This is a genomic window from Halomonas salsilacus (assembly GCF_051216275.1).
Classification (GTDB): Bacteria; Pseudomonadota; Gammaproteobacteria; order Pseudomonadales; family Halomonadaceae; genus Halomonas.
The window spans coordinates 124,204-148,362 of sequence record NZ_JBPKAQ010000007.1 but is presented as its reverse complement, the minus strand read 5'-3'; the positions used below and the strand labels follow the sequence as shown (position 1 = coordinate 148,362).

At 66.5% G+C, this 24,159-nt stretch carries 24 protein-coding genes; 16 read left to right on the top strand and 8 right to left on the bottom strand.

Translation table 11 applies throughout. The features are described from left to right. Positions 1 to 86 precede the first annotated feature (86 nt). On the bottom strand, positions 87 to 902 hold the full coding sequence (locus ACR80S_RS11845) for an inositol monophosphatase family protein (protein ID WP_435403271.1): 816 nt from the start codon (positions 900 to 902) through the stop codon (positions 87 to 89). A 106-nt stretch (positions 903 to 1,008) separates the two neighbouring features. Between ACR80S_RS11845 and hybE the strand changes: the two genes are divergently transcribed. Continuing rightward, a complete protein-coding gene (gene hybE / locus ACR80S_RS11840; RefSeq protein ID WP_435403270.1) occupies positions 1,009 to 1,455 on the top strand; it encodes a [NiFe]-hydrogenase assembly chaperone HybE in 447 nt (148 codons plus the stop codon). A gap of 70 nt (positions 1,456 to 1,525) precedes the next feature. Continuing rightward, positions 1,526 to 2,299 (top strand): 3-hydroxybutyrate dehydrogenase, encoded by a 774-nt coding sequence (locus ACR80S_RS11835; RefSeq protein WP_435403269.1) that lies wholly within the window; start codon positions 1,526 to 1,528, stop codon positions 2,297 to 2,299. A 24-nt stretch (positions 2,300 to 2,323) separates the two neighbouring features. Here the strand turns inward: ACR80S_RS11835 and ACR80S_RS11830 are convergent, their stop codons facing one another. Continuing rightward, entirely contained in the window at positions 2,324 to 2,869 is a 546-nt protein-coding gene (locus ACR80S_RS11830) for a response regulator transcription factor (RefSeq protein ID WP_435403268.1), read from the bottom strand. 27 nt (positions 2,870 to 2,896) lie between these two features. Continuing rightward, positions 2,897 to 4,171: an ATP-binding protein gene (locus ACR80S_RS11825; RefSeq protein ID WP_435403267.1), complete on the bottom strand. Its 1,275-nt coding sequence runs from the start codon at positions 4,169 to 4,171 to the stop codon at positions 2,897 to 2,899. A gap of 145 nt (positions 4,172 to 4,316) precedes the next feature. On the opposite strand from ACR80S_RS11825, the gene ACR80S_RS11820 reads away from it, so the two are divergent. Beyond that, on the top strand, positions 4,317 to 5,906 hold the full coding sequence (locus ACR80S_RS11820; protein ID WP_435399660.1) for a peptide chain release factor 3: 1,590 nt from the start codon (positions 4,317 to 4,319) through the stop codon (positions 5,904 to 5,906). Positions 5,907 to 5,914: 8 nt separating this feature from the next. Further along, positions 5,915 to 6,688, top strand: coding sequence for a TatD family hydrolase (locus tag ACR80S_RS11815; RefSeq protein WP_435403266.1), 774 nt, complete (start codon positions 5,915 to 5,917; stop codon positions 6,686 to 6,688). A gap of 19 nt (positions 6,689 to 6,707) precedes the next feature. Here ACR80S_RS11815 and ygfZ read toward each other — a convergent pair whose 3' ends face one another. Beyond that, positions 6,708 to 7,745 (bottom strand): CAF17-like 4Fe-4S cluster assembly/insertion protein YgfZ, encoded by a 1,038-nt coding sequence (gene ygfZ, locus ACR80S_RS11810; protein ID WP_435403265.1) that lies wholly within the window; start codon positions 7,743 to 7,745, stop codon positions 6,708 to 6,710. A 237-nt stretch (positions 7,746 to 7,982) separates the two neighbouring features. On the opposite strand from ygfZ, the gene ACR80S_RS11805 reads away from it, so the two are divergent. From ACR80S_RS11805 to ACR80S_RS11775, 7 genes are all read left to right on the top strand, one after another. Then, on the top strand, positions 7,983 to 8,180 hold the full coding sequence (locus ACR80S_RS11805) for a hypothetical protein (protein WP_435403264.1): 198 nt from the start codon (positions 7,983 to 7,985) through the stop codon (positions 8,178 to 8,180). 13 nt (positions 8,181 to 8,193) lie between these two features. Then, the gene (locus tag ACR80S_RS11800) at positions 8,194 to 8,610 is read left to right on the top strand and encodes an OsmC family protein (protein ID WP_435399664.1); all 417 of its coding nucleotides are present in this window, start codon (positions 8,194 to 8,196) and stop codon (positions 8,608 to 8,610) included. A 31-nt stretch (positions 8,611 to 8,641) separates the two neighbouring features. Continuing rightward, on the top strand, positions 8,642 to 10,669 hold the full coding sequence (uvrB, locus tag ACR80S_RS11795; RefSeq protein ID WP_435403263.1) for an excinuclease ABC subunit UvrB: 2,028 nt from the start codon (positions 8,642 to 8,644) through the stop codon (positions 10,667 to 10,669). Next, positions 10,669 to 11,493, top strand: a complete 825-nt coding sequence (nei, locus tag ACR80S_RS11790; protein WP_435403262.1) for an endonuclease VIII — start codon at positions 10,669 to 10,671, stop codon at positions 11,491 to 11,493. Before uvrB ends, nei begins: the two co-directional genes overlap by 1 nt. 173 nt (positions 11,494 to 11,666) lie before the next feature. Beyond that, positions 11,667 to 13,172, top strand: coding sequence for a fumarate hydratase (locus ACR80S_RS11785; protein ID WP_435403261.1), 1,506 nt, complete (start codon positions 11,667 to 11,669; stop codon positions 13,170 to 13,172). 92 nt (positions 13,173 to 13,264) lie between these two features. Beyond that, the gene (cls, locus tag ACR80S_RS11780; RefSeq protein ID WP_435399668.1) at positions 13,265 to 14,680 is read left to right on the top strand and encodes a cardiolipin synthase; all 1,416 of its coding nucleotides are present in this window, start codon (positions 13,265 to 13,267) and stop codon (positions 14,678 to 14,680) included. A 64-nt stretch (positions 14,681 to 14,744) separates the two neighbouring features. After that, positions 14,745 to 15,662, top strand: a complete 918-nt coding sequence (locus tag ACR80S_RS11775) for a LysR substrate-binding domain-containing protein (RefSeq protein WP_435399669.1) — start codon at positions 14,745 to 14,747, stop codon at positions 15,660 to 15,662. Positions 15,663 to 15,666: 4 nt separating this feature from the next. Here the strand turns inward: ACR80S_RS11775 and ACR80S_RS11770 are convergent, their stop codons facing one another. After that, complete coding sequence (locus ACR80S_RS11770) at positions 15,667 to 16,767, bottom strand: bifunctional nicotinamide-nucleotide adenylyltransferase/Nudix hydroxylase (protein ID WP_435399670.1); 1,101 nt, start codon at positions 16,765 to 16,767, stop codon at positions 15,667 to 15,669. A 136-nt stretch (positions 16,768 to 16,903) separates the two neighbouring features. Between ACR80S_RS11770 and ACR80S_RS11765 the strand changes: the two genes are divergently transcribed. Continuing rightward, positions 16,904 to 17,848, top strand: coding sequence for a YihY/virulence factor BrkB family protein (locus tag ACR80S_RS11765; RefSeq protein WP_435399671.1), 945 nt, complete (start codon positions 16,904 to 16,906; stop codon positions 17,846 to 17,848). Between the two features lie 140 nt (positions 17,849 to 17,988). Then, complete coding sequence (locus ACR80S_RS11760) at positions 17,989 to 18,261, top strand: acylphosphatase (RefSeq protein WP_435399672.1); 273 nt, start codon at positions 17,989 to 17,991, stop codon at positions 18,259 to 18,261. 9 nt (positions 18,262 to 18,270) lie between these two features. Here ACR80S_RS11760 and ACR80S_RS11755 read toward each other — a convergent pair whose 3' ends face one another. From ACR80S_RS11755 to ACR80S_RS11745, 3 genes are read right to left on the bottom strand one after another with little or no spacing between them, the layout of a single operon-like run. Beyond that, a complete protein-coding gene (locus ACR80S_RS11755) occupies positions 18,271 to 19,215 on the bottom strand; it encodes a nucleoside hydrolase (protein ID WP_435399673.1) in 945 nt (314 codons plus the stop codon). Beyond that, the gene (locus ACR80S_RS11750; RefSeq protein WP_435403260.1) at positions 19,212 to 20,114 is read right to left on the bottom strand and encodes a ribokinase; all 903 of its coding nucleotides are present in this window, start codon (positions 20,112 to 20,114) and stop codon (positions 19,212 to 19,214) included. Before ACR80S_RS11750 ends, ACR80S_RS11755 begins: the two co-directional genes overlap by 4 nt. 15 nt (positions 20,115 to 20,129) lie before the next feature. Next, a complete protein-coding gene (locus ACR80S_RS11745; protein ID WP_435399675.1) occupies positions 20,130 to 21,065 on the bottom strand; it encodes a D-2-hydroxyacid dehydrogenase in 936 nt (311 codons plus the stop codon). Between the two features lie 181 nt (positions 21,066 to 21,246). On the opposite strand from ACR80S_RS11745, the gene ACR80S_RS11740 reads away from it, so the two are divergent. The 3 genes from ACR80S_RS11740 to ruvC all read left to right on the top strand — a co-directional run bounded on the left by ACR80S_RS11740 (position 21,247) and on the right by ruvC (position 24,103). Further along, on the top strand, positions 21,247 to 21,582 hold the full coding sequence (locus ACR80S_RS11740; protein ID WP_435403259.1) for an FmdB family zinc ribbon protein: 336 nt from the start codon (positions 21,247 to 21,249) through the stop codon (positions 21,580 to 21,582). 54 nt (positions 21,583 to 21,636) lie between these two features. Beyond that, positions 21,637 to 23,436, top strand: a complete 1,800-nt coding sequence (gene aspS / locus ACR80S_RS11735) for an aspartate--tRNA ligase (protein ID WP_435399677.1) — start codon at positions 21,637 to 21,639, stop codon at positions 23,434 to 23,436. 127 nt (positions 23,437 to 23,563) lie between these two features. Beyond that, positions 23,564 to 24,103, top strand: a complete 540-nt coding sequence (gene ruvC / locus ACR80S_RS11730; RefSeq protein ID WP_435400081.1) for a crossover junction endodeoxyribonuclease RuvC — start codon at positions 23,564 to 23,566, stop codon at positions 24,101 to 24,103. Positions 24,104 to 24,159 lie beyond the last annotated feature (56 nt).

Here is a 24,159-nt window from a genome sequence, read left to right as displayed (position 1 = left end):
GCCGCTGGGCTCGCCAATAGCCAAGGACAAGGCGCGCCATTGGTGCGCCCTATCAACGACCGGGTCAAGATGGCGGACATTTGCCCCTAGCCAAGCTCACCGGCATCGGCGCGGCGCAGCAGCTCGCCCAGGTCGCGGTGGATGCCGGGGCTGGTGACCAGCAGGTTCTCGCCATAAAGATCCTCCGGATAGCCTGCAGGGGGTGGGTAGAGATGGCCGGTATGGGCGCCGGCCTCCTTGGCGATCAACCAGCCGGCGGCAAAGTCCCAAGCGGAGACGCTCTCGTAGTAGGCATCGAGCCGTCCGCAGGCCACGTCACACAGGTCCAGCGCCGCCGAGCCGTTGCGGCGCACGTCCTGGCAGTGCTGGAGGACGGCCGTCAGGCGTCGCATCAACGGCGGGCGGCTGTCGCGACGGTAGGGAAAACCGGTGCCCACCAGGCTGTGCTCGAGGTTGCCGGTGCGGCTGGCCTGGATGGGGCGCTCGTTGCAGTGGGCGCCCTGGCCGGCCAGGGCGGTGAAGGTCTCGCCGAGGAAGGGGGCATGGACCACGCCGAGGCGAACCTGGCCGGCCACCGCCCAGGCGATGGAGACCGCCACGTGGTGTAGGCCATGGGCGAAGTTGACGGTGCCATCGATGGGATCCACGACCCATAGCGGTGCCTCGTCGTTCAGCACGTCGCGATCCGGGGCCAGTTCCTCGCTGAGGCGCGCCTCGCCGGAAAAGCTGGCCTCGAGCCGAGCGGTGATATGGGTGTCCACGGCGACGTCAACGTCGGTGACCAGTTCCTGGCCCGGCTTGTAGCGGTGGCCAAAGGTCTGCTGAGCCCGGGCCTCGCGGATCATCTCGCCGGCCTCCCGGGCGATCTCGACGGCCAGGGCCAGGCGTTCGGCATCGGTCATGAGGAGCTCCATGGGGTGGGTGGTGACGGTTCTCCAGCATAGCAGGCCGGGCTGTGCCGCGAGGAGGGCGGCGCTATACTGCAGCCCATTTGCCGAGGAATCCCGGATGCATGCACTGACCCCCGAGCACTACGCTCGACTGCGCCGGCTGGCCGAGGCATGGACCCATGCCCACCTGCGTGAGGCCAAGGCCGCACCGCTCTTCAACCCGCGCCTGGCCGCCGATGCTCTCTGCTTTCAACACCATGACGATCCCGTGCTGGGTGAACAAATGGTGGGCGCCCTGGTCACGCCGGTGTCGCTGTGGCTGGTGATGGTGCCTGCCTCCGAGATGGGCGAGCCGACCGAGGTGGGCCGCCGGCACTGGCTGACACTGCCCTCGGGGGACTACCCCCTGGAGACAGTACTGCTGGGGGAGACCCAGTGGTGCCGGCGACTGGTGATCCTCGATGATCTCTCCGATGTGGCCAGCCGCCAGGAGGCCAGCCGGCTCGCCCAACAACTGATGGAACGGGTGATGGCCGCCGGCGAGAAGGGCGAAGGTGGCGCCTGACGCGGCTCCGCCTTATGCTGGTTGCGCTGCATCATTGCGATGCCCGAATTTTCCCTAAAAGGAGTCGTCCATGACAGGATCCGCCACTTTCATTCCCCGCGTCGCGCTCGTGACCGGCACCACCAGCGGCATCGGCGAAGCTGTGGTTCGTCATTTCCGCGAGCTGGGCCATCAGGTGCTGGCCGTGGACTTCAACCCGGCGGGCGCCGAGGTGGCCGAACGCGTCGGTGCGGCCTTCTTCGAGGCCGACCTCACCGACGGCGAGGCCTGCAAGGCAGCAGTGGCAGAGGCCATCCGCCGCTTCGGTCGGGTGGACATCCTGGTCAACAATGCCGGTATCCAGCACGTCGCGTCCATCGAGGAGTTTCCGGAGGCGAAATGGCGCCAGATCATCGACCTGATGCTGACCGCGCCCTTCCTGCTGACCCAGGCTGCCTGGCCCTCCATGCGTGAGAACGGCTGGGGCCGGGTGATCAACATCGCCTCGGTGCATGCCCAGGTGGCCTCCCCCGGCAAGTCCGCCTATATCAGCGCCAAGCACGGCATGATCGGACTGACCAAGACCGCAGCACTGGAGGGTGGGGCCCAGGGGATCACGGCCAATGCCATCTGCCCGGCCTACGTGAAGACCCCGCTGGTGGACAACCAGATCGCCGACCAGGCGAAGCTGCATGGCATGGAAGAGCAGGAGGTGATCGAGCAAATCATGCTCAAGAACGCCGCCATAAAGCGGCTGATTGAGCCCTCCGAGGTGGCCGAGCTGGTCGCCTATCTGGCCTCGGACTCTGCCGGGGCCGTCACCGGGTCGAGCTGGAACATCGACCTGGGCTGGACGGCGCAGTAACCCACTGCGGGCCGCCTTGCGCGGTCAGCGCCGCACCGGCCGTTTCTGCAGCTTGCGTTGCAGGGTGCGCCGGTGCATGCCCAGCGCCCGAGCGGTGGCGGAGATGTTGCCGTCGTGCTCCTGCAGCACCTTCTGGATGTGCTCCCATGCCAGCCGATTGATCGAAGGTGGCTGCTCGGCCACTCCCGTCTCCGGATTGCCGGTCTCCCTGTCGAAGGCGGCCATCACCTCGTCGGCGTCCGCCGGCTTGCACAGGTAGTTCACCGCCCCCAGCTTGATCGCCTCCACGGCGGTGGCGATGCTGGAGTAGCCGGTCAGCACCACCACCCGGCACTCCGGCGCGACCTCCAGCAGATTCGGCAGCAACTTGAGCCCGGAGTCATGCTCCAGCTTCAGGTCCAGGGTGGCCAGCGTCGGCTGCAGCTGGTGCGCGAGGGCCAGGGCCTGCTCGGCGTCATGGGCCACCAGCACCTCGAAGCCGCGGCGGCGCAAGGCGCGGTCCAGCACGTGGCAGAACATCTCGTCATCGTCGATGATCAGCAGCCGCTCGGCGGTGGTTGGCACTTGCATGGCGTCCTCGTGTTTGCGGGTGATGGCTCAGCTGGCCGGTTCACTGCGCGGCAGCACCACTTCGGTCAGGGTGCCTCCCTCGGGGTGATTGTACAGGCTCACACCGCCGCCGAGGCGGTTGATGGTGGCGTGGGACAGGAACAAGCCGATGCCCAGCCCCTTACTCTTGGTGGAAACGAAGGTCTCGCCGAGCTGGTCGGCGATGGAGAGGGCGACCCCCGGGCCGTGGTCGCGGATGTCGACGATCACCTCCTCGGCGTTCCAGTCGAGGCCGATCAGGATGTCGTCGGGGTTGGCATCGGCCGCGTTGTTGAGCAGGTTGGTCAGCGCCTGCTCCAGGGTAGTATCCACCGAGATCCAGGGTCGCCCGCGGCGCTCGGCCACCTCCATGCGATGGCTGACGTCTGGGCGCAGCACCAACCAGCGCTGCACCACCCCGGCCAGCCACATCTCGGCATCCCGCACCTGGGGCTCCTCCATGCGCCGTCGGTCGGCGTTCTCGACCAGCTGGCGCAGCCGTGACTTGCAGGTATCCACCTGGTGGCGCAGCAGCTCGATGTCCTTGACCAGCAGGGGATTGCCCCGGGCGTCGTCGTGCATCTCGGTGAGCAGCACCGCCATGGTGGAGAGCGGGGTGCCCAGTTCGTGGGCGGTGCCCGCCGCCTGGGTCGCTACCGCCAGCACCTGCTCGTTGCGCAGCGCGGCTTCCCGGGTGCGTGACAGCGCCTGCTCCCGGCTGCGCAGCGCATGGGCCATCTTGTAGATGAAGAAGGTCACCAACCCCGCCGACAGCGCGAAGTTGAGCCACATGCCCAGCACGTGGAGGCTGACGCCGTGATCGGCATGGCCCCCGTGGGCCAGCTGTGGCACCGGGTGGTAATGCACCATCAGCAGTGAGTAGGCCAGCAGCGCTGAGGTGGCGATGATCCAGGCATAACGCCAGGGCAGGGTGGCGGCCGCGATGGTCACGGGCACCAGGTAGTAGGTGATGAAGGGGTTGCTGGAGCCGCCGGTGAAGTAGAACAGCAGGGTAAGGCCCGCCACGTCGACCAGCAGGTGGGCCAGGTACTCGACGTGGGAGACGACGCGATGGCGTCCTAGTCGCCACCAGGTCGCTAGGTTGACCAGCGCCATGGCCAGTACCACCCCGATCACCGCCTTGACCCGCAGCTCGAAGCCGAGCAGTTCCACGCCGAAGATCACCCCGGCCAGGAAGCCGGTCCAGGTTATCCCGCGCACGAGGGTCAGACGCACCAGGTTGCGGCTGGGAGTGGAGAGGGGCAGTGGCTGGGTGGCGGTCATGGCGGCTCCTCGCTGGCAGGCCACCATCATAACCCCTGCAAGGCCGCTCTACATTTCACAGGCCGACCGGCGTAGAATGCCGCCACCGCCTTATCGGCAACCATCCACGCACCCCCGCGGTGCCACGACGACGAATTTGCCATCGATGTCAGACGCCACCTTGGCCCGTGAAGTCGGGCTGCGACGCACCTTCGCGATCATCAGTCACCCCGACGCGGGCAAGACCACCATCACAGAGAAGATGCTGCTGTTTGGAAACGCTATCCAGATGGCCGGTTCCGTGAAGAGCAAGCGGGCCGATCGCCACGCCACTTCCGATTGGATGAAGATGGAGCAGGAGCGCGGCATCTCGGTGACCACCTCGGTGATGCAGTTCCCCTATGGCGGGCGCATCGTCAACCTGCTCGATACCCCGGGCCACGAGGACTTCTCCGAGGATACCTACCGCACATTGACGGCGGTGGATTCGGCGCTGATGGTGATCGACGGCGCCAAGGGTGTCGAGGCCCGGACCGTCAAGCTGATGGAGGTGTGTCGCCTGCGCACCACGCCGATCCTTACCTTCGTCAACAAGATGGATCGCGACATCCGCGAGCCCATCGAGGTGATGGATGAGGTCGAGGAGGTGCTCAACATTCAGTGTGCGCCCATGACCTGGCCGATCGGCATGGGGCGCCACTTCAAGGGCGTCTACCATCTCTACAACGACGTCGTTCACCTGTACACCCAGGGGCAGGGCAGCCGCATCCCCGACGACCGACGCATCCAAGGGCTCGACAACCCCGAGGTGGACGAGGTGCTCGGCGAGGACCAGGCCGAGGAGCTGCGCATGGAAGTGGAACTGGTGCGAGGCGCGTCCCACGAGTTCGATCACGCGGCCTACCTGCGCGGTGAGCTCACGCCGGTCTACTTCGGTACCGCCATGGGTAACTTCGGCGTGCGCGAGATGATGGATGGCTTCGTGGCGTACTCGCCGCCGCCCCAGGCGCGGGAGACCGATACCCGCCTCGTCGAGGCCGAGGACGAGCGCTTCACCGGCTTCGTCTTCAAGATCCAGGCCAACATGGACCCCAATCACCGGGATCGTATCGCCTTCCTGCGGGTCTGCTCGGGCAAGTACGAGAAGAACATGAAGATGCGACACGTGCGTATTGGCAAGGACGTCAAGATCGCCGATGCCCTGACCTTCATGGCCGCGGATCGCACCCAGGTGGAGGAGGCCTGGCCCGGCGACATCATCGGCCTGCACAATCACGGCACTATCCAGATCGGTGATACCTTCACCCAGGGTGAAGACATGCGCTTCACCGGCATCCCGCACTTCGCGCCGGAACTGTTCAAGCGGGTGCGCCTGAAGGACCCCCTGAAGATGAAGGCCCTGCAGAAGGGCCTGCAGCAGCTCTCCGAGGAGGGCGCCACCCAGGTGTTCATGCCGGTGGACAACAACGACCTGATCCTCGGTGCCGTGGGCACCCTGCAGTTCGACGTGGTCGCCCATCGCCTCAAGGAGGAGTACAAGGTGGAGGCGGTCTACGAGGGGGTGAACGTCAATACCGCCCGCTGGATCTACTGCGAGGATGCCAAGAAGCTCGAGGAGTTCAAGCGCAAGGCCAGCGCCAATCTGGCCATCGATGGCGGCGGCTACCTGACCTATATCGCCCCCACTCGGGTCAACCTGCAGATGACCCAGGAGCGCTGGCCGGAGATACGCTTCCAGCCGACCCGCGAGCATTGATTGCTCCAATGCTTATCGACGCCCACTGCCATCTGGATTTTACCGACTTCGACGCCGACCGCGAGGCGGTCTTCGAGCGGGCCAGGGCGGTGGGCGTCGAGCATTTCGTGGTGCCGGGCACCACCCGGGCCCGCTGGCCCGACGTGCTGGCGCTGGGGAAACGTAACGACGTCAGCGTCTGCCTGGGGCTGCATCCCTATTTTATGGAGGCGCATCGCGAGGGGGACCTGGCGGCCCTGGAGGAGGCGCTGGATGCACATGAGAAGGGGATGGCGCCCAGGCTCGTGGGAATCGGCGAGTGCGGTATTGACGCCCGCTTTACCGAGACCCTCGAGGCCCAGTGGGCGCTCTTCGACGCCCAGTTGCGCCTTGCCAGGGCGAGAACGCTGCCGGTGGTGATCCACTGCGTGCGCGCCAATGATCACGTGGCCAAGCGCCTGCGCCAGCTGGCGCTTCCCGCCGGTGGGCTGATCCACGCCTTCACCGGCTCCCCGGAGCAGGCCCGGAAATTCCTCGAGCTGGGCTTCGTGGTCGGCCTGGGCGGCGCCGTGACCCATGAGCGGGCCAAGCGCCTGCAGCGTGCGGTGGCGTCATTGCCCGATGACGGCTACGTGCTGGAGACCGATAGTCCGGACATGCCGCTGGCCAGCCACCGGGGGGAGCGCAACGAGCCAGTCTGGTTAACGGAGGTGTGCCGGATCGTCGCCGAGCTACGCGGCCAGTCGGTCGAGCGAGTGGCGGCCGACAGCACCGCTACCGCGCACCGGCTGTTCCGGTTGTGACGTCGATGTCTCTGGTGGCTTACGTCCTGGCGGCGAGGCTCTCGGGGTCCAGGCGCTCGATGGGGTAGGGCAGCTTCAACTGCTTAAACCTCTGGCCGGCCACGCTCAGCGGCCCCAGGTCCTCCTTGGTGCTCAGCACCGCCAGGATCTCCGCCTGGTCATAGGCATCGAGCTCGGCTGCCAGCACCTCGCCCAGCGCCTTGCCGTCGGCGGTCTCCACCGGGCTTCCCAGGGGCGGCAGCTCGCCGCCTTCCAGCTGGGCGCGCACCAGGCGGCGCTTCACCTGGCCGCGGAAGTGGGCACGCGCCACCACCTCCTGGCCCGTGTAGCAGCCCTTCTTGAAGCTGATGCCCCCCAGTGCCTCCCAGTTGATCATCTGTGGCAGCAGGGCATCACGATGGGCAGGCGTCAGCCAGGCCAGTCCGGCCTGAATGTCCTGCAGGCACCACACCGCATTGCCCACGGGGGTGGCCTGCTCGGCGAGCCGAGCCCACAGCGCCGAGGCGCGCTTGGTGGCCAGGCAGATCAGCAGGCGAGGGCGCGGGCCGGGATGGCCCAGCAACTGGATGTCGGCGTCACCCCTCTGGTGCCATACCGTCGGGGGCGCCAGGTCCAGTCTGACCTCCGCCAGCGCTGGGGCCTCGCGGCCGATCAATCCGATCAGCGCGAGGTCGTCGCGCACCCTGAGGTCTGCCTTGTAGAAGGCGGCGAACTTGTTCAAGTGCTCCGCCAGGGATGGGACCAGACCACGGTGCATCAGCAGTCGGAAGTGCTCCTCGGCGACGCGCAGCAACTGGGCGTTGGCCAACATGCGACCCTTGGGGGTACAGAAGACGGTGAGCGGGGCGAAGTCGCCGTCGGCCAGGCCCACCTGGGCGCTGGTCTGGCCCTGAAGGAACTGCTCGGCATCGGGGCCGATCACATCAAGCACGCCCAGGTGGACCAGCGGCGCCACCACGGTGCCATCCAGGGCCTGGCGGGCCGGCGCCGGGCTGTCGAAGGCGATCCGGTCCTCGGCCTCCTGCCGTCCGCCCGGGGCGGTGATCCAGTCGTGCATGGGGGGCTCCTCGTCGTCTGCTGGGTGGTTGGCTCATCTTATGCGGGTAGCCGGGCGACTTTGCAACCGCTGTGGACCTCCCGGCGCCATGCTAGACTCGCCCGCATATTGGCGCGGGATGGTCTCGCAAGCGCCTTGCCCCGTACTCGCCACACCCTCCGCCACTGCGTTTTATTACAACGTTTTATTACAACGTTTCGTCACAACGTTTCGTCACAAGCAAGGGAGAGCCGTCCCATGGCGCACCAGTCGCTGAGCTTCAAGGGCGTCGAGAACGCCGACCAGATCAACCGCATCACCACGGCATTGATGATGCTCGACGGCGTCGACAGTGCCGAGGTGGGCCGTCACGGTGCCGAGGTCGAGGGGCGTGTGCGGCGCGAGGCGCTGATCAAGGCCGTCGAGGCCCTCAAGCTACCCATCCAGGTCAAGTGAACAGGAGCTTCCCATGAAGAAGACCATTGAAGTCGTCAGCGAGCGCAACCATATCTTCCGTCAGCGGGTCGAACTGGATGGTTTCGATGACCTCTTTGTCGACGTGCCGGAGGCCTTTGGCGGCGAGGGCAGTGCCCCGGATCCCCACGATTACTTCGACCTCTCGCTAGGCGCCTGCAAGGCGATCACCGCGCAGATGTACGCCCGACGCAAGAAGTGGCCCCTCGAGGGCGTGAGCGTAAAGGTGCATCGCGACGACAGCGAGGAGCGTCACGGCACCTATCGACTGGACGTGGAGATGACCTTCCACGGCATCGAGGATTTCGAGCAGCGCGCACGCCTCGAGGAGATCAGTCACAAGTGCCCCATCCATCGCCTGATCACCAGTTCCACCGTGGAGGTCAGCACTCGGACCAGCGTCGAGGCCTGATAGTCCCGACGACGCCAGACACGGAGACGCAATGAGCAAGTCCTTTCGCCTCGCCTCGAAGTTCAAGCCCGCCGGCGACCAGCCCACGGCCATCGATAATCTGGTAAAGGGGCTGGAGGCAGGGCTTGCCCACCAGACGCTGCTCGGGGTCACCGGGTCGGGCAAGACCTTCACCATGGCCAACGTGGTTGAGCGTCTGCAGCGCCCGACCATCGTCATGGCGCCAAACAAGACCCTGGCGGCCCAACTCTACGGCGAGTTCAGGGCGTTCTTCCCCGACAATGCCATCGAATACTTCGTCTCCTACTACGACTACTACCAGCCCGAGGCCTATGTTCCGTCGTCGGACACCTTCATCGAGAAGGATGCGTCCATCAACGAGCACATCGAGCAGATGCGCCTCTCGGCCACCAAGGCGCTGCTGGAGCGCCGCGATGCATTGATCGTGGTCTCGGTATCGGCCATCTACGGCCTGGGCGACCCCGAGCAGTACCTGAAGATGCGTCTGCACTTCACCCGCGGCGAGCTGATCGACCAGCGTTCCTTCCTGCGCCGCCTGGCGGAGCTGCAGTACACCCGCAACGACATGGACTTCAAGCGCGGGACCTACCGGGTGCGCGGCGACGTGATTGACATTTTCCCGGCCGACGCCGAGGACGAGGCGGTGCGCGTCGAGCTGTTCGATGACGAGATCGACACCATCAGCCTGTTCGATCCGCTCACCGGCGAGGTGCGGGGCAAGGTACCGCGCATGACCATCTACCCCAAGTCCCACTACGTGACGCCGCGGGAGACGATCCTCGGTGCCATCGATGCGATCAAGGCCGAACTGGTGGAGCGCCTCGACTGGCTGCGCAAGCACGACAAGCTGGTGGAAGCCCAGCGCCTGGAGCAGCGCACCCTCTACGATATCGAGATGATGCTCGAGCTGGGCTACTGCAACGGTATCGAGAACTATTCCCGCTACCTCTCAGGGCGCAACCCCGGCGAGCCGCCGCCCACCTTCTTCGACTACCTGCCGGCGGATGCCCTGCTGTTCATCGACGAGAGCCACGTCAGCGTTCCCCAGGTGGGCGGCATGTACAAGGGCGATCGCTCGCGCAAGGAGACCCTGGTGGAGTACGGATTCCGGCTGCCCTCGGCCCTGGACAACCGTCCGATGAAGTTCGAGGAGTGGGAAGCGATCAGCCCCCAGACGATCTTCGTCTCCGCCACCCCGGGGCCCTACGAGGCAGCGCACGCCGGCCAGGTGGTGGAGCAGGTGGTGCGCCCTACCGGCCTGCTCGATCCGGAGATCGAAGTGCGGCCCGCCAGCACCCAGGTGGACGATCTGCTCTCGGAGATCCGCCTGCGCACCGAGGTCGGTGAGCGAGTTCTGGTGACGACGCTCACTAAGCGCATGTCCGAGGATCTCACCGAGTACCTGGACGAGCACGGCGTGCGCGTCCGCTACCTGCACTCGGATATCGACACCGTGGAACGGGTGGAGATCATCCGCGACCTGCGCCTGGGCAAGTTCGACGTGCTGGTGGGTATCAACCTGCTGCGCGAGGGTCTCGATATCCCTGAGGTCTCCTTGGTGGCGATCCTCGACGCCGACAAGGAGGGCTTCCTGCGCAATGAGCGCTCGCTGATCCAGACCATGGGCCGCGCCGCGCGCAATGCTAACGGCCGCGCGATACTCTACGGCGACCGGGTCACCGATTCCATGCGTCGTGCCATGGAGGAGACCGACCGGCGCCGCGCCAAGCAGGTCGTCCATAACGAGGCCCATGGCATCACCCCTACCACCGTGACCCGCTCGGTGGCGGATATTCTGGAGGCCGCCCAGGCCCCGGGTCGCAAGGGCAAAGGCCGGCGCGGTGAACGCAAGGTGGCCGAGAAGGAGGCAATCTACGACCCCGCCGGGTTGTCGCCGGCAGAGCTTGTTCGGGAAACGACCCGGGTGGAGGATGCCATGTTCGAGGCGGCCCAGAACCTGGAGTTCGAGGAGGCCGCGCGGCTGCGCGACCGGCTGCACAAACTCAAGGAACGCCAGCTGGTGCTGGGGGCCATTTAGTGCCGGAAGGTCCCGAGATTCGCCGTGCCGCCGACCGGATTCAAGAGCAGTTGGCCGGTCGTCGGCTGGAGCACGTCTGGTTCGCCTTTCCCGAACTGGCGCCCGAGGCAGAGAGCCTGGTGGGGCGCCGAGTCACCGCCGTGGAAAGCTGGGGCAAGGCGCTGCTGACCCGCTTCGACGACGGTCGGGTGCTCTATTCCCACAACCAGCTCTACGGCGTTTGGAAGCTTCATGACGCCGAGCGAGAGCCCGACACCGGACGCTCCCTGCGGGTGCGACTGGTGGCCCAGGGGAGGGCGGCCAGCCTCTACAGCGCCTCGGACGTCTCGCTATGGGAGGAGAACCGGCTCGGTGAACATCCCTTCCTGTCGCGGCTCGGCCCGGACCTGCTCTCCCAAGATGTCACGGTGGGTCAGGCCGTGGCCCGGCTGCAGGAGGCACGCTTTCGTCACCGCGGCCTGGGCGGGTTGCTACTCGACCAGGCGCTGTTTGCCGGCATCGGCAACTACCTGCGCTCCGAGATCCTGTTCTTTGCGGGGCTACACCACAAGGCCAGGCCGGCGGACCTGGAGGAGGCCGCCCTGAAGCGCCTAGCCCGCGCCATTCTGGAGGTGACCCGGCAGGCCTACGACCAGGCGGGGGTGACCAATCGGCCCGACTGGGCTGCCGCCGAACGGCGTCGTGGGGCGTCCCGCCGGCGATGGCGCTTTGCTGTCTTCGAACGCGAGGGGCTGCTCTGCCATCGCTGTGGCACGGCCATCGAGAGGGAAAGGGTGGCATCCCGGCGGTTTTATCGCTGCCCAGGCTGCCAAGCCGAGGCTTGAAGATACTTTTTATACCGTTATCTACTTTTGCGACTCTATTTATCTCATCCCTTTAGTACCCGAATGTCGACAGGCAGCGGGGTGGGGTATAATGCTCGCCGTTCGAGCCCGCCCATTGGCCTTGCCGCCATTGATGAGCGGGCATGCCGACAACGCCAAGGAGCCCCTTGCCCATGACCGTGATCCGCCAGGACGATCTGATCCAGAGCGTCGCCGATGCGCTTCAGTACATCTCCTACTACCACCCCAAGGACTTCATCGACGCCATGGCCCAGGCCTATGAGCGAGAGGAGAACCCGGCGGCCAAGGATGCCATCGCCCAGATCCTGATCAACTCGCGGATGTGTGCCATGGGCCACCGGCCGATCTGCCAGGACACCGGCATCGTGACGGTCTTCCTGCATGTGGGGATGAACGTGCGCTGGGATGCCGAAATGAGCCTGGACGACATGGTCAACGAGGGCGTGCGACGCGCCTATGCGCTGCCCGACAACGTGCTGCGCGCCTCCGTGCTGGCCGACCCGGATGGCGCCCGCAAGAACACGGGCGACAATACCCCGGCGATCATCCACCACAAGATCGTTCCCGGTGACACCGTCGAGGTCTACGTGGCCGCCAAGGGGGGCGGCAGCGAGGCGAAGTCCAAGTTCGCCATGCTCAATCCCTCCGACAGCGTGGTCGACTGGGTGATGGAGCAACTTCCCAAGATGGGCGCCGGCTGGTGCCCGCCCGGCATGCTGGGCATCGGCATCGGCGGCACCGCCGAGAAGGCCATGGAGATCGCCAAGGAGGCGCTGCTCGACCCCATCGACATCCAGGAGCTGCAGGCCCGCGGTGCCTCCAACCGCGCTGAAGAGCTGCGCCTGGAGCTGTTCGACAAGGTCAACAGGAGCGGCATCGGCGCCCAGGGGCTGGGAGGCCTGACCACCGTGCTCGACATCAAGGTGAGGGACTTCCCGACCCATGCGGCCAACAAGCCGGTGGCGATCATTCCCAACTGTGCCGCGACGCGCCATGCCCACTTCACCCTGGATGGCGCCGGTCCCGCCGCGCTACCGGCACCGAAGCTCGAGGACTGGCCGGAGATCACCCGCGAGGCGGGCGACAACGTCAAGCGTGTCAACCTCGATACCGTGACCCCGGAAGAGGTGCAGACCTGGCAGCCCGGCGACACCCTGCTGCTCAACGGCAAGCTGCTCACCGGCCGCGACGCCGCCCACAAGCGCATGGTGGACATGATCGCCAAGGACGAGCCGCTGCCCGTCAACATGAAGGGGCGCTTCATCTACTACGTGGGTCCGGTGGATCCGGTGGGTGACGAGGTGGTTGGCCCGGCCGGTCCCACCACCGCCACCCGCATGGACAAGTTCACCCGCACCATGCTGGAAGAGACCGGCCTGCTGGGCATGGTCGGCAAGGCTGAACGCGGCCCTGCCGCCATCGAGGCGATCCGCGACAACAAGGCGGTCTACCTGATGGCCGTGGGCGGTTCCGCCTACCTGGTCGCCCAGGCGATCAAGAAGTCTCGGGTAGTGGGCTTCGAGGACCTCGGCATGGAGGCCATCTACGAGTTCGAGGTGGAGGACATGCCAGTGACCGTGGCCGTGGACAGCCAGGGCACTTCGGTGCACCAGACCGGGCCCGCCAAGTGGAAGGAGATCATCGCCGAGCGCGTCTGATCCCCGTCCCAAGGCTAGCGAGCGGCCCCGCCAGATGGCGGGCCGCTCGCCTTTGGGTATCCTGTAGAACGCTGTTTTTTTCGGGAGAGAGCATGACCTCCTGGCTGTTCGGCCTGGCCATCTTCCTTTTCCACGTGTTGGGGATCGTCTCGGCGCTGCTGGCCCTGTTGTCGAGCCGTACCTCGCAGGGTGCCATCGCCTGGATCCTCTCCCTGATCACGCTGCCCTACGTGGCGGTGCCCGCCTACTGGATCTTCGGCCAGCCGCGCTTCTACGGCTACGTCTCCGCCCGCGGCGAGCGCGACACCGTGCTGCGCCGGGTGCTGGCCCGCTATCGCGAGCAGTTGGCGCCCTTCGTGGCCGACACCCGTGACCCCGACGTACGCGCCGTGGAGCAGCTGGCGATGATGCCGATGACCAGCGGCAACCGCGCCGAGCTGCTGGTCGATGGCGAGGCCACCTTCGACAGCCTCTTCGACGGCATCGAGCGCGCCGAGGAGTATATCGTCATCCAGTTCTTCATCGTGCGAAACGATGCGCTGGGCATCGAGCTCAAGCAGCGCCTGCAGCGGGCCGCCGAGCGCGGGGTGCGGGTTTACTTCCTCTATGACGAGGTGGGCAGCCACAAGCTCAATGAGGGTTACCTGCGTGATCTCGTCAGCAGCGGGGTGGAGGTGAGCGCCTTCCGTTCGTCGCGGGGGTTTCGCCATCGCTTTCAGCTCAACTTCCGCAACCATCGCAAGGTGCTGGTGGTGGACGGCCGCGAGGGCTGGGTCGGCGGCTTCAACGTCGGCGTGGAGTATCTGGGGCAGGGGCGCCACGGGCCCTGGCGGGATACCCACCTCAAGCTTGCCGGGCCCAGCGTGCTGGGCCTCCAGGAGGCCTTCTGGGAGGATTGGCACTGGGCCACCGGTGAGGTGATATCCCTCTCCTGGACCCCCCAGGTGACCTGCGAGGAGTGCCACCAGGTGGTGATCGTGCCCTCGGGGCCGGCCGACCGCCAGGATACCGCCGGCCTGCTGGTGCAGCATGCGATCCACAGTGCTCGCGAACGCTTCTGGGTCACCAGTCCCTATTTCGTGCCCGACCAGGGGGTCCAGGACGCCCTGCGCCTGGCCGCCATGCGCGGGGTCGATGTGCGCATCATGATACCCGAGCGCCCCGACCACCTGCTGGTCTTCCTCTCGGCCTTCTCCTTCCTGCCCGACATGCTCAAGGCCGGGGTCAAGGTCTATCGCTATCAGCCGGGCTTCCTGCACCAGAAGGTGATGCTGATCGACGACTCGGCGGCCAGCGTCGGCACCGTGAATATCGACAATCGTTCCTTCCGGCTCAACTTCGAGATCACCGCTTTCCTGCCGGATCGGCTCTTTGCCGCCCAGGTGCGCCTGATGCTGGAGAAGGACTTCGCCAACTGCCGGCGCATCGGTCTTGACGAGATCACCTCGCGACCGCTGTGGCGCAAGCTGGTCTCGCGGGCCGCCTACCTCCTGTCGCCCATCCAGTGATACATTACCGTTTCACGATGGCCGACGCGTCGGCCACCCTGCCATCCGCGGACCGGGAGTCAAGGTGAACCTCGAGACCAAGTGGCTGGAAGACTTTGTCGCTCTGGCCAATACCCGCAGCTTCTCCGCCTCGGCGCGGCAGCGACACGTCACCCAGCCCGCCTTCAGTCGCCGCATTCGGGCTCTAGAACAGGCCGTGGGGGCCACCCTGGTGGATCGGTCCACCACGCCCGTGGATCTCACCTCCGAGGGACAGCTGTTCCTGGTCACCGCTCGCAACCTGGTGGAACAGCTCAACGAGAGCTTGGGACACCTGCGCGGCCTGGCCATCGCCAACGAGGCGCTGGATATCGTCGCCGCCCACTCGCTCGCGCTGAGCTTCTTTCCCCCGTGGATCTCGCGTCTCCAGCAGGGCATCGGGGAGCTGCCCACCCGGCTGGTGGCCATGAACGTGGGAGAGGCGATCCATGTGCTGAGGGAGGGCAAGTGTGACTTGATGCTGGCCTACTACGATCCCTACGCCAGCATGCAGCTCGATTCGGAGCTGTTTCCCTCCTTCTCCATCGGCCAGGTGAAGATGCTCCCCGTCAGCCTGCCCGATGACGAGGGCAAGGCTCGCTTCCCGCTGGAGGGCAGCGAGTCGATTCCCTATCTCGCCTACACCCAGGGGGCCTTCCTGGGGAGCAGCGTTCGCATGCTGCTCAAGAACGATGCCCTGCGTCTACGGCTACGCACCGTCTACGAGACCGCCATGGCCGAGGGCCTCAAGGGGATGGTGATGCAGGGCATGGGGATGGCCTGGATCCCCGACTTCTGCATCCGCGAGGAGCTCAAGAGCGGGCGCCTGGTACGGGCCGGAGGCGAGGAGTGGGATGTCCCCCTGGAGATCCGCCTCTATCGTTGCTCCATGGTCCACAAGCCCGGCGTGGAGAAACTGTGGCGGCAGATGCAGAAGCTGCCGCGGGACTTCCTCCAGGCCTGAACCTTCACGGCTGATTGCCGCCCAGATCGGCGGGCAAGCCGAGAAAATTCTGGATGATGAAGAAGTGGTCCTCGAAGAGGGTTTCCGGGTCCAGGTCGGCCAAGGGTACCCAGCGGGCGTGATCACCGCCCTTCACCGGCTTGAGGCGCGGCAACTGCTGATCCGGGGTCAGGGCGAAGTAGAAGGCCTCGGCCAGGGTGCGACCCCGCCAGCTGCGATGGGGCTCGTCGAATAGTCGCTGGCCGCGCAGGGAACCCTTCAGCACCGGCTCCGGCACCTTGAGACGAATCCGCTCGCGCAGTTCCCTGAGGCAGGCATCCAGCAGCCGCTCATGGGAATTGATGAAGCCACCAGGCAGGGCGAGTAGCCCCTTGCCGGGCGCCGCGGTACGGCGCACCAGCAGCACATGACCCGACTGCACCACCACCGCATTCACCGTCACGAAGATGGGCGGATAGGGCGCCTGGGCCCAGGCGCTGCGGTACTGGTCCAGCAGGCGCTGCTCCTCGCTCAGCTGCCGAAAGTGCTCGCCGGTGCAGAAGGTGCGTACGGCGCTGACCACTCCTGGCGGCAGGTCGTGGGAGGCCCCGGTCGTCAGATAGTCGTCGGCGGAGGAGGCGGAGCGAAACAACCGCTCGCGGATCTGGCTGGCCGAGATGCCCTCCACCAGCGCCACGCTCACCGACTCCCACTGAGGGAACAGGGAGAGGTAGTAGCTCGACTGGCCGCGGCTTGCGCCGATCAGGCCGATACGTGGCAGTCTGGCGCCATGGGGGCTGGCGATGTCACGCACCTTGCGCTGCACGTCGCGCACCCAGACATCGTTGTTGTAGAGGGCGTCGAGCAGCGGCACCACGGCCAGACGGGCGTTCTCCTCATCATCGAAGCCGCTGCGCAGCATGGAGCGGCGCTCCTTGAAGTGCCAGGGGTTGCGCATCGAGCGCGCCTGCCAGGAGGAGCCCACCAGCACGATGACCTGGCGAGCCCGCTTGAGCGCCTCGTGAATCACCGCCAGGTGCCCCAGGTGGGGCGGTTGGAAGCGACCGATGAATACCAGGCAGTCGAAGTCGAAGGCGTCGCGGTCGATATCCGGGCAGGCTGGCATGGCGGATCCTGAAGAGAGGGTGGGCAGCAGCGGCCCATTATGGTTGGCCCGTCCGGGGCTTGGCAATGCGCGCGGGGGCGGCAGGGGGGCTTCCAGTCGCGTATCCTGTTGGCAACACAGGCATGCGGGGAACCTCATGATCAACCTTCGTACACTGATGCCATCCGCCCTCGGCGCCATGCTGCGCTTCTGGTGGAACGTGACCCACAACGCGATTCGCCTGTGGCTGGAGCGCAACGCCTTCAGCTATGCGGGGTCGCTGGCCTTCTACACGCTCTTTTCGCTGGCTCCCACGATGATCATCGCGGTCACCGTGATCGGCCTCGTGCTGGGGGAGGATGCCGCCCAAGGGCAGATCGTTGCCCAGCTTCAGGACACCATGGGCCATGACGCCGCGGCGGCCATCGAGCAGGCGGTCGCCCAGTCGCGCATCGAGGAGTCGGGGTTGCTGCCGACCCTGCTCGGCTTCGGCGCGCTGATGGTGGGTGCCACCACGGTCTTCGCGCAGATGCAGTTCTCCCTGAACACCATCTGGGGGGTGACCGCGCGTCCCAGCGCCAACAGCGCCCTGGTGTTCATCAAGAACCGTTTGATGTCGCTGACCGTCGTGCTCTCCATTGGCTTTATCCTGCTGGTGTCACTGGTGCTGGGGGTCGCGGTGCGGGCCATGCTCCAGGCCGCCGATGATCTGATGCCCTACGTGGGGTTTCTGACCACGGGAGTGGAGTTCCTGGTCTCCCTGGCGGTGATCGCGGCGCTCTTTGCCACCATCTTCAAGGTGCTGCCCGACGTGGTGCTGCGCTGGAAGGACGTGCTGGTCGGTGCCGTGGTCACGGCGGTGCTGTTTGCAGTGGGGCGCTCGGGGATTGCCATCTACCTCTCCCACACCGCCACTGCCTCCACTTACGGGGCCGCCGGCTCCGTGGTGATGATCCTTCTTTGGGTCTATTACAGCTCGCTGATCCTGCTGTTCGGCGCCGCCTTTACCCGCTGCCACCTGGACGAGCGTGGTCGCCCGGTGGTGCCGCGCAATACCGCGGTGGTGGTCAGGCGGGAACTGCTGGACGGCAACCAGAGCTGACTTTGGCCCATCACCGCCGCTCGGTCATGGTCGTCGCGGCGGCGCCAGGCGATTTCGGCGGCCTGGGAAGCAGGGCTGGCGGCGGCGGGTGGGAGGCTGGTACAAAGGAGCATCATCGCGACAAGAGGTGGGAGGGGACCATGGAGACATGCTGCGTGAAGGCCCTGGTGACGGGAAAGGTCCAGGGAGTCTGGTATCGCCGAGCGACTCAGGAGAAGGCCCTCCAGCATCGGGTCACCGGCCATGCACGTAACCTGCCCGACGGGCGAGTGGAAGTGCTGCTGTGCGGCGGCCCCGATGCCGTGAAGGCAGTCAGCCAGTGGCTCTGGAAGGGTCCGGAGAACGCACGGGTCACCCACGTGGAACTCGAGGTGATCGAGACCCATGTGCCCGATGATTTTCGGACCAACTAGCTCCTGACCCTAACCTAATACCTCGGCGATCCAGTCGCTCACCGCCTCGCCGTCCACCCCGAGGCAGACGTCCACCGGCGGCGTCCGCGACCAGCGTGAGGCGATGAAGGGTCGACCCTGGGGGGCGAAGATCGTCTGGCCCTCGCCGTCGCCAGCGGTGGTGACCGTCAGGTGGCCGCGGGCAGTGGTGAACAGCTCCGGACGCAGCAGCCAGGCCAGGGCGCAGCTGTCGTGGGGACAGCAGCCGTCGATGCCCAGGAATTCCCGATAGAAGTCGCGATAGAAGGCGTAGCTGCCGGCCAACACCCGGCCGAGTTCGCCCTGGCCGGCCTCGATGCGCGCCATGTGCGCCGGGGTCAACACGCAGCGGTGGGTGACGTCGAGCCCCACCAGGGTCAGCGGCCAGCCGGCGGTCAGCACGCGGCTCGCCGCATGGGGGTCGTTGAACATGTTGGCCTCGGCGACCGGGGTCACGTTGCCCCCTTCGCGGATCGAACCGCCCATGATCACCACCTGCCTGACCCGCTCGGTGAGGGTTGGGTCGAGCTGCAGGGCCGCTGCCAGGTTGCCCAGGGGTCCTACCGCCACCAAAGTGACCTCGCCGGGACGGGCATTGACCGTATCGACGATAAACTGCGCCGCGCTTCGGGGATCCGTCTTGCCCTTCACCTCGGGCAGCACAATATCCCCCAGGCCATTGGCGCCGTGGATGTGGGCGGGCGGCGGGTAGCGAGTCTTGACCAGCGGCGCGGCGGCTCCCTGGGCGACTGGGAGATCTTCGCGGCCGGCCAGCTGGGCCAGCAGCAGGGCGTTGCGGGTCGCCACCTCCACGTCCACATTACCGTAGGTGGTGGTAAGGCCCAGCAGGTCGAGCTCGGGGTGACGCAGGGCAATGGCGATGGCCTGGGCGTCGTCCACTCCGGGATCGGTGTCGAAGATGATCGGCTGTTTCATGACGTCTCTCCTTGCAATGCCCGCTCGACTTCGGCGAGGTCGGGGATGCTCTCGGCGGCGCCGGGTCGCTGGACGGCCAGGGCCGCGGCGGTGGCGGCTCGCTTCAGGCACTCGCCGCCCGGCAGCCGCGCCTGCCGGGCGGCCATGTAGTAGCCGATGAAGGTGTCGCCGGCCCCGGTGGTGTCCACGGCCTTGACCGGCAGCGCCGGCTGGAAGAGCCGCTGGTCACCCTGCTGGTACCAGGCGCCTTCGCCGCCCAAGGTCAGCACGACCTCGGTGGCGGGCAGCTGCGCGGCCAGGGCGTCGAGCAGGGCGTCTGCGCCGGCGTCCAGCGCCAGGCCGGTGAGACCGGCCGCCTCGCTGCGATTGACGAACAACAGTCGGCAGCGCGACAGCGGCAGCCCGAGCACCTCCGCGGACATGGGGGCGGGGTTGAAGGCAATCTTCAGCCCATGGTCGTCGGCCAGGGGGATCAGGGTGGCGAGCCCGAGACACTCGTTCTGGGTCAGCAGCCAGTCGCCGGGCTGGGTCGCGGCCACCAGCTCGTTCAGGTCGGCGCGGCGGAAGCCATGGTTGGCCCCGGGGAAGAGGATAATGGCGTTCTCAGCTTGCTCATCCACCTGGATGATCGCGTGGCCGCTGGGTTCATCCAGAAGATTCACCCGCGAGACGTCGACACCGGCCCGGGAGAGGGTGTCCCGGGCCCAGGCGTCCTGGCGGCCAAGCCGGCCCCAGTGGCAGACGCGTCCTCCGGCCCTGGCCATGGCCAGGGACTGGTTGGCCCCCTTGCCACCCAGGCCGATCCGGTAGTCATCGCTGGCCAGGGTCTCGCCAGGCCTCACCAGGTGGGGGACACGGTAGACGTGGTCGAGATTGATGGAGCCGAAGTTGTGCAGCATGGGCCTGCTCCTCCTTCATTCGGCCTGCCAGTCGCGAAGGTTCTCGGCGGTGAGCGCCACGATCTTCTGGCGCGCCTCCGGCGTGATCCAGGCGTTGTGGGGCGTGACGATCAGGTTCAGCGGCTCCCCCAGGGCATCGATCAGCGGATGGCCATCCCGGGGCGGCTCCTCTGGCAGCACGTCGACGCCTAGCCCGCCCAGGCGACCCTCGCGCAGGGCGGCCAGCGCCGCCGGCTCATCGATGATGCCGCCCCGGGCGCAGTTGACCAGCAAGGCGCCGGGCGTGAGGGTGGCCAGTAGGTCGGCATCAATCAGGTGGCGGGTGGCGTCGCTCAGCGGGCAGTGCAGGCTGATGATGTCGGCATCGGGGGCGAGACTGGCCAGGCTCGGGCGGGTGTCGGCGGCCTCGTTGCCCGGACGGGCGGCGAAGGTCACGTCCATGCCGAAGGCCTCGGCCAGCTGGGCGACTCGACTGCCCAGCACCCCCTGGCCGACGATGACCAGCTGCTTGCCTTCCAGTTGCAGCGTGCCGTGGTCCATCAGGCAGAAGAAGGCGCTCCGACCCCAGCGTCCCTCGACCACGTCGCGCTGGTAAAGCGGCAAGCGGTTGGCCAGGGTCAGCATCAGCATCAGGGTGTGCTGGGCCACGCTGGCGGTGCCATAGGCGCTGACGTTCTTCACCGCGATGCCCAGTCGCTCGGCGGCGGCCATGTCGATATTGTTGGTCCCCGTCGCGAGTACACAGATCAGCTTCAGATCGGGCAGGGCCTCCAGGGTGGGGCCGTCGAGTACCACCTTGTTGACGATGGCGACCCGGGCGCCGGACAGGCGCTCGCGGGCTTCTGTAGGAGTGCTCTGGTCATGCACCTCAAGGGAATCGACCCGATCGCGAATCGGGGCAAGGTCGATATCGGAGCCGAGGCTGGCAGCGTCGAGGATAACGGCTTTCATCGGTTGGGCTTCCTTGTCGTGCCTTGGACGGCGCGCCTTGCCCCCAAGGGTGCCGGGCACGCTATAATGTCGCGCTTTGGCAGGCTTGGTTTCACTGCGGGCCGGCCACCTAGTCGTTCTCGCCGGGCACACCCGGCAGCGTCCTGATCGGGATAACGTGACTTTCCGGAGTGATCAAACCATGCCCATCTACGAATACGAGTGCAAGGCTTGCGGCCAGCGCCTGGAAAAGCTCCAGAAGCTCAGCGCCGCGCCGCTGACTGACTGCCCCGCCTGCACGGCCCCCGAATTGGTGCGGCTGGTCTCGGCGGCCGGCTTCCGCCTGGCCGGCGGCGGCTGGTATGAGACCGATTTCAAGTCGGGCAGCAAGAAGAATCTGGCCGGTGATTCGGCCGCCTCCGGTGACGCCTCGTCGTCGAACCAGGCCTCGTCGAACCAGGCCTCGTCGAACCAGGCCTCGTCGAAACCGACATCGCCAGACACGGCATCGCCGAAAAAGAAGGGCGCGGCGGCCTGAGGGCCGTCCAGCGTCCCGCCACTTCCCTCATTACGCTATAAAACAGGATACGACATGCGCAGCCATTATTGCGGCCAGCTCAACGAGACCCTGGTGGACCAGACGGTCACCCTGTGCGGCTGGGTACACCGCCGCCGTGACCACGGGGGTGTGATCTTTCTCGACATGCGCGATCGCGACGGCATCGCCCAGGTCGTGGTCGACCCCGACACCGCCGAGGCTTTCGCCACCGCCGACCGCGCTCGCAGCGAGTATGTGCTGCGCATCCAGGGCCGTGTACGGCTGCGCCCGGAGGGCACCCAGAACGCCAACATGCCCACCGGCATGATCGAGGTGCTGGCCAAAGAGGTGGAGGTGCTCAACACCGCTGCCACGCCGCCCTTCCAGCTCGATGAGCACGGCAAGGTGGGCGAGGAGGTGCGTCTCAAGCACCGCTATATCGACCTGCGTCGGCCCGAGATGATCGAGAAGCTACGCCTGCGATCGCGGATCTCCCACAGCGTGCGCGCCTTCCTCGAGGGGCAGGGCTTCCTCGACATCGAGACCCCGATCCTCACCCGTGCCACCCCGGAAGGGGCCCGCGACTATCTGGTACCGAGCCGCACCCATCCGGGCAGCTTCTTCGCGCTGCCCCAATCGCCGCAGCTCTTCAAGCAGCTGCTGATGGTGGCTGGCTTCGACCGCTACTACCAGATCGCCAAGTGCTTTCGCGACGAGGATCTGCGCGCCGACCGCCAGCCGGAGTTCACCCAGATCGACCTCGAGGCCTCCTTCGTCTCCGAGGACGACATCATGGGCATCACCGAGGCGATGATCCACCAGCTGTTCCAAGAGGTGCTGGCCGTCGAACTGCCCGAGTTCCCTCGCATGACCTGGACCGAGGCGATGAACCGCTTCGGTTCCGACAAGCCGGACCTGCGCATCCCCCTGGAGCTCACCGACGTCGACGACCTGATGCAGCAGGTGGACTTCAAGGTCTTCTCCGGACCGGCCAGCGCCGAGGATGGTCGCGTCGCCGCCCTGCGCGTGCCGGGCGGGGCGAAGCTCTCGCGCAAGGAGATCGACGAGTACACCAAGTTCGTCGGCATCTACGGCGCCAAGGGCCTGGCCTGGATCAAGGTCAACGAGCGGGCCAAGGGCATCGAGGGCCTGCAGTCGCCCATCGTCAAGTTCATGGAGAACGTAGTCGAGGCGCTGCTCGACCGGGTGGACGCCGAGGACGGCGACATCATCTTCTTCGGCGCCGACAAGGCGAGCATCGTCAACGAGGCGATCGGCGCGCTGCGCGTCAAACTGGGCGAGAATCTCGACCTCTATACCCACGCCTGGGCCCCGCTGTGGGTGGTGGACTTCCCGATGTTCGAGGCCGACGACGACGGCCGCCTTAGCCCGCTGCACCACCCCTTCACTTCTCCGTCGTGCACTCCCGATGCGCTCAAGGCCAATCCGGCCGCGGCTCTGTCGCGGGCCTACGACATGGTGCTTAACGGCACCGAGCTGGGCGGTGGTTCCATCCGTATTCACGACCCGGCCATGCAGAGCACCGTGTTCGAGATCCTCGGCATCGGCGAGGAAGAGGCCCGCGAGAAGTTCGGCTTCCTGCTCGACGCCCTGCAGTACGGCGCACCGCCCCACGGCGGCCTGGCCTTCGGCCTCGACCGCCTGGTGATGCTGATGGCGGGTGCCCGCACCATCCGCGAGGTGATCGCCTTCCCGAAGACCCAGAGCGCCGGCTGCCTGATGACCGACGCCCCGGGCGAGGTGAGCGGCGATCAGCTGCGCGAGCTCAGCATCCGGTTGCGCCAGAAGGCCAAGCCAGACGGCCAGCAGACCATGCCGGAAGGCCAGGAGTAATCGCGATCCTTGCCTGACGCAGCATGACACCGGCGCCCCAGGGGCGCCGGTATCGTATGATGACGACTCGCCAGGTCAAGGAGGCCACCATGCCGATATCTCTCCGGCTCGCCGCGTGCGGGCGACCATGCTGATCCTCGGCATCGACCCCGGCTCGCGGATCACCGGCTACGGCGTGCTCGATGTCTCCACCTCGAGGCCGCGCTACGTGGCCAGCGGCTGCATCCGCATTCAGGCCGACGATCTGGCCCAGAAGCTGGCCCAGGTGTACGCGGGCGTCAGCGAGTTGATCGCCGTGCATCGTCCGGCGGAGTTCGCCATCGAGCAGGTGTTCATGGCGAAGAATGCCGACTCGGCGCTCAAGCTCGGTCAGGCCCGCGGCACCGCCATCGTCTGCGCCGCCAACCACGGCCTGCCAGTGAGCGAGTACGGTCCCCGTCAGATCAAGCAGGCGGTGACCGGCACCGGCGGCGCCGACAAGGCCCAGGTGCAGCATATGGTGACGGCGGTGCTGGGCCTGTCCGCCACGCCCCAGGCCGATGCCGCCGATGCCCTGGCCATTGCCCTGACCCACGCCCACGCGCGCCTTGGCCTGCTGCAGACGGGCAGCTTCGGCGGCCACAAGAGCCGCAGGAAGGGCGGCTCCTGGCGGGATTTTCGGCCCTGATGATGTCGCCCCGCGGCGACGCCCCCGAGGGGCTGCCCGGGTTGTCGAACGCTGTT

Excerpts from the sequence above, each read along its gene's own strand:
- ACR80S_RS11845 (WP_435403271.1), bottom strand. The coding sequence starts at position 902 with ATGACCGATGCCGAACGCCTGGCCCTGGCCGTCGAGATCGCCCGGGAG.
- hybE (WP_435403270.1), top strand. The coding sequence starts at position 1,009 with ATGCATGCACTGACCCCCGAGCACTACGCTCGACTGCGCCGGCTGGCC.
- ACR80S_RS11835 (WP_435403269.1), top strand. The coding sequence starts at position 1,526 with ATGACAGGATCCGCCACTTTCATTCCCCGCGTCGCGCTCGTGACCGGC.
- ACR80S_RS11830 (WP_435403268.1), bottom strand. The coding sequence starts at position 2,869 with ATGCAAGTGCCAACCACCGCCGAGCGGCTGCTGATCATCGACGATGAC.
- ACR80S_RS11825 (WP_435403267.1), bottom strand. The coding sequence starts at position 4,171 with ATGACCGCCACCCAGCCACTGCCCCTCTCCACTCCCAGCCGCAACCTG.
- ACR80S_RS11820 (WP_435399660.1), top strand. The coding sequence starts at position 4,317 with ATGTCAGACGCCACCTTGGCCCGTGAAGTCGGGCTGCGACGCACCTTC.
- ACR80S_RS11815 (WP_435403266.1), top strand. The coding sequence starts at position 5,915 with ATGCTTATCGACGCCCACTGCCATCTGGATTTTACCGACTTCGACGCC.
- ygfZ (WP_435403265.1), bottom strand. The coding sequence starts at position 7,745 with ATGCACGACTGGATCACCGCCCCGGGCGGACGGCAGGAGGCCGAGGAC.
- ACR80S_RS11805 (WP_435403264.1), top strand. The coding sequence starts at position 7,983 with ATGGCGCACCAGTCGCTGAGCTTCAAGGGCGTCGAGAACGCCGACCAG.
- ACR80S_RS11800 (WP_435399664.1), top strand. The coding sequence starts at position 8,194 with ATGAAGAAGACCATTGAAGTCGTCAGCGAGCGCAACCATATCTTCCGT.
- uvrB (WP_435403263.1), top strand. The coding sequence starts at position 8,642 with ATGAGCAAGTCCTTTCGCCTCGCCTCGAAGTTCAAGCCCGCCGGCGAC.
- ACR80S_RS11785 (WP_435403261.1), top strand. The coding sequence starts at position 11,667 with ATGACCGTGATCCGCCAGGACGATCTGATCCAGAGCGTCGCCGATGCG.
- cls (WP_435399668.1), top strand. The coding sequence starts at position 13,265 with ATGACCTCCTGGCTGTTCGGCCTGGCCATCTTCCTTTTCCACGTGTTG.
- ACR80S_RS11770 (WP_435399670.1), bottom strand. The coding sequence starts at position 16,767 with ATGCCAGCCTGCCCGGATATCGACCGCGACGCCTTCGACTTCGACTGC.
- ACR80S_RS11765 (WP_435399671.1), top strand. The coding sequence starts at position 16,904 with ATGATCAACCTTCGTACACTGATGCCATCCGCCCTCGGCGCCATGCTG.
- ACR80S_RS11760 (WP_435399672.1), top strand. The coding sequence starts at position 17,989 with ATGGAGACATGCTGCGTGAAGGCCCTGGTGACGGGAAAGGTCCAGGGA.
- ACR80S_RS11755 (WP_435399673.1), bottom strand. The coding sequence starts at position 19,215 with ATGAAACAGCCGATCATCTTCGACACCGATCCCGGAGTGGACGACGCC.
- ACR80S_RS11750 (WP_435403260.1), bottom strand. The coding sequence starts at position 20,114 with ATGCTGCACAACTTCGGCTCCATCAATCTCGACCACGTCTACCGTGTC.
- ACR80S_RS11745 (WP_435399675.1), bottom strand. The coding sequence starts at position 21,065 with ATGAAAGCCGTTATCCTCGACGCTGCCAGCCTCGGCTCCGATATCGAC.
- ACR80S_RS11740 (WP_435403259.1), top strand. The coding sequence starts at position 21,247 with ATGCCCATCTACGAATACGAGTGCAAGGCTTGCGGCCAGCGCCTGGAA.
- aspS (WP_435399677.1), top strand. The coding sequence starts at position 21,637 with ATGCGCAGCCATTATTGCGGCCAGCTCAACGAGACCCTGGTGGACCAG.
- ruvC (WP_435400081.1), top strand. The coding sequence starts at position 23,564 with ATGCTGATCCTCGGCATCGACCCCGGCTCGCGGATCACCGGCTACGGC.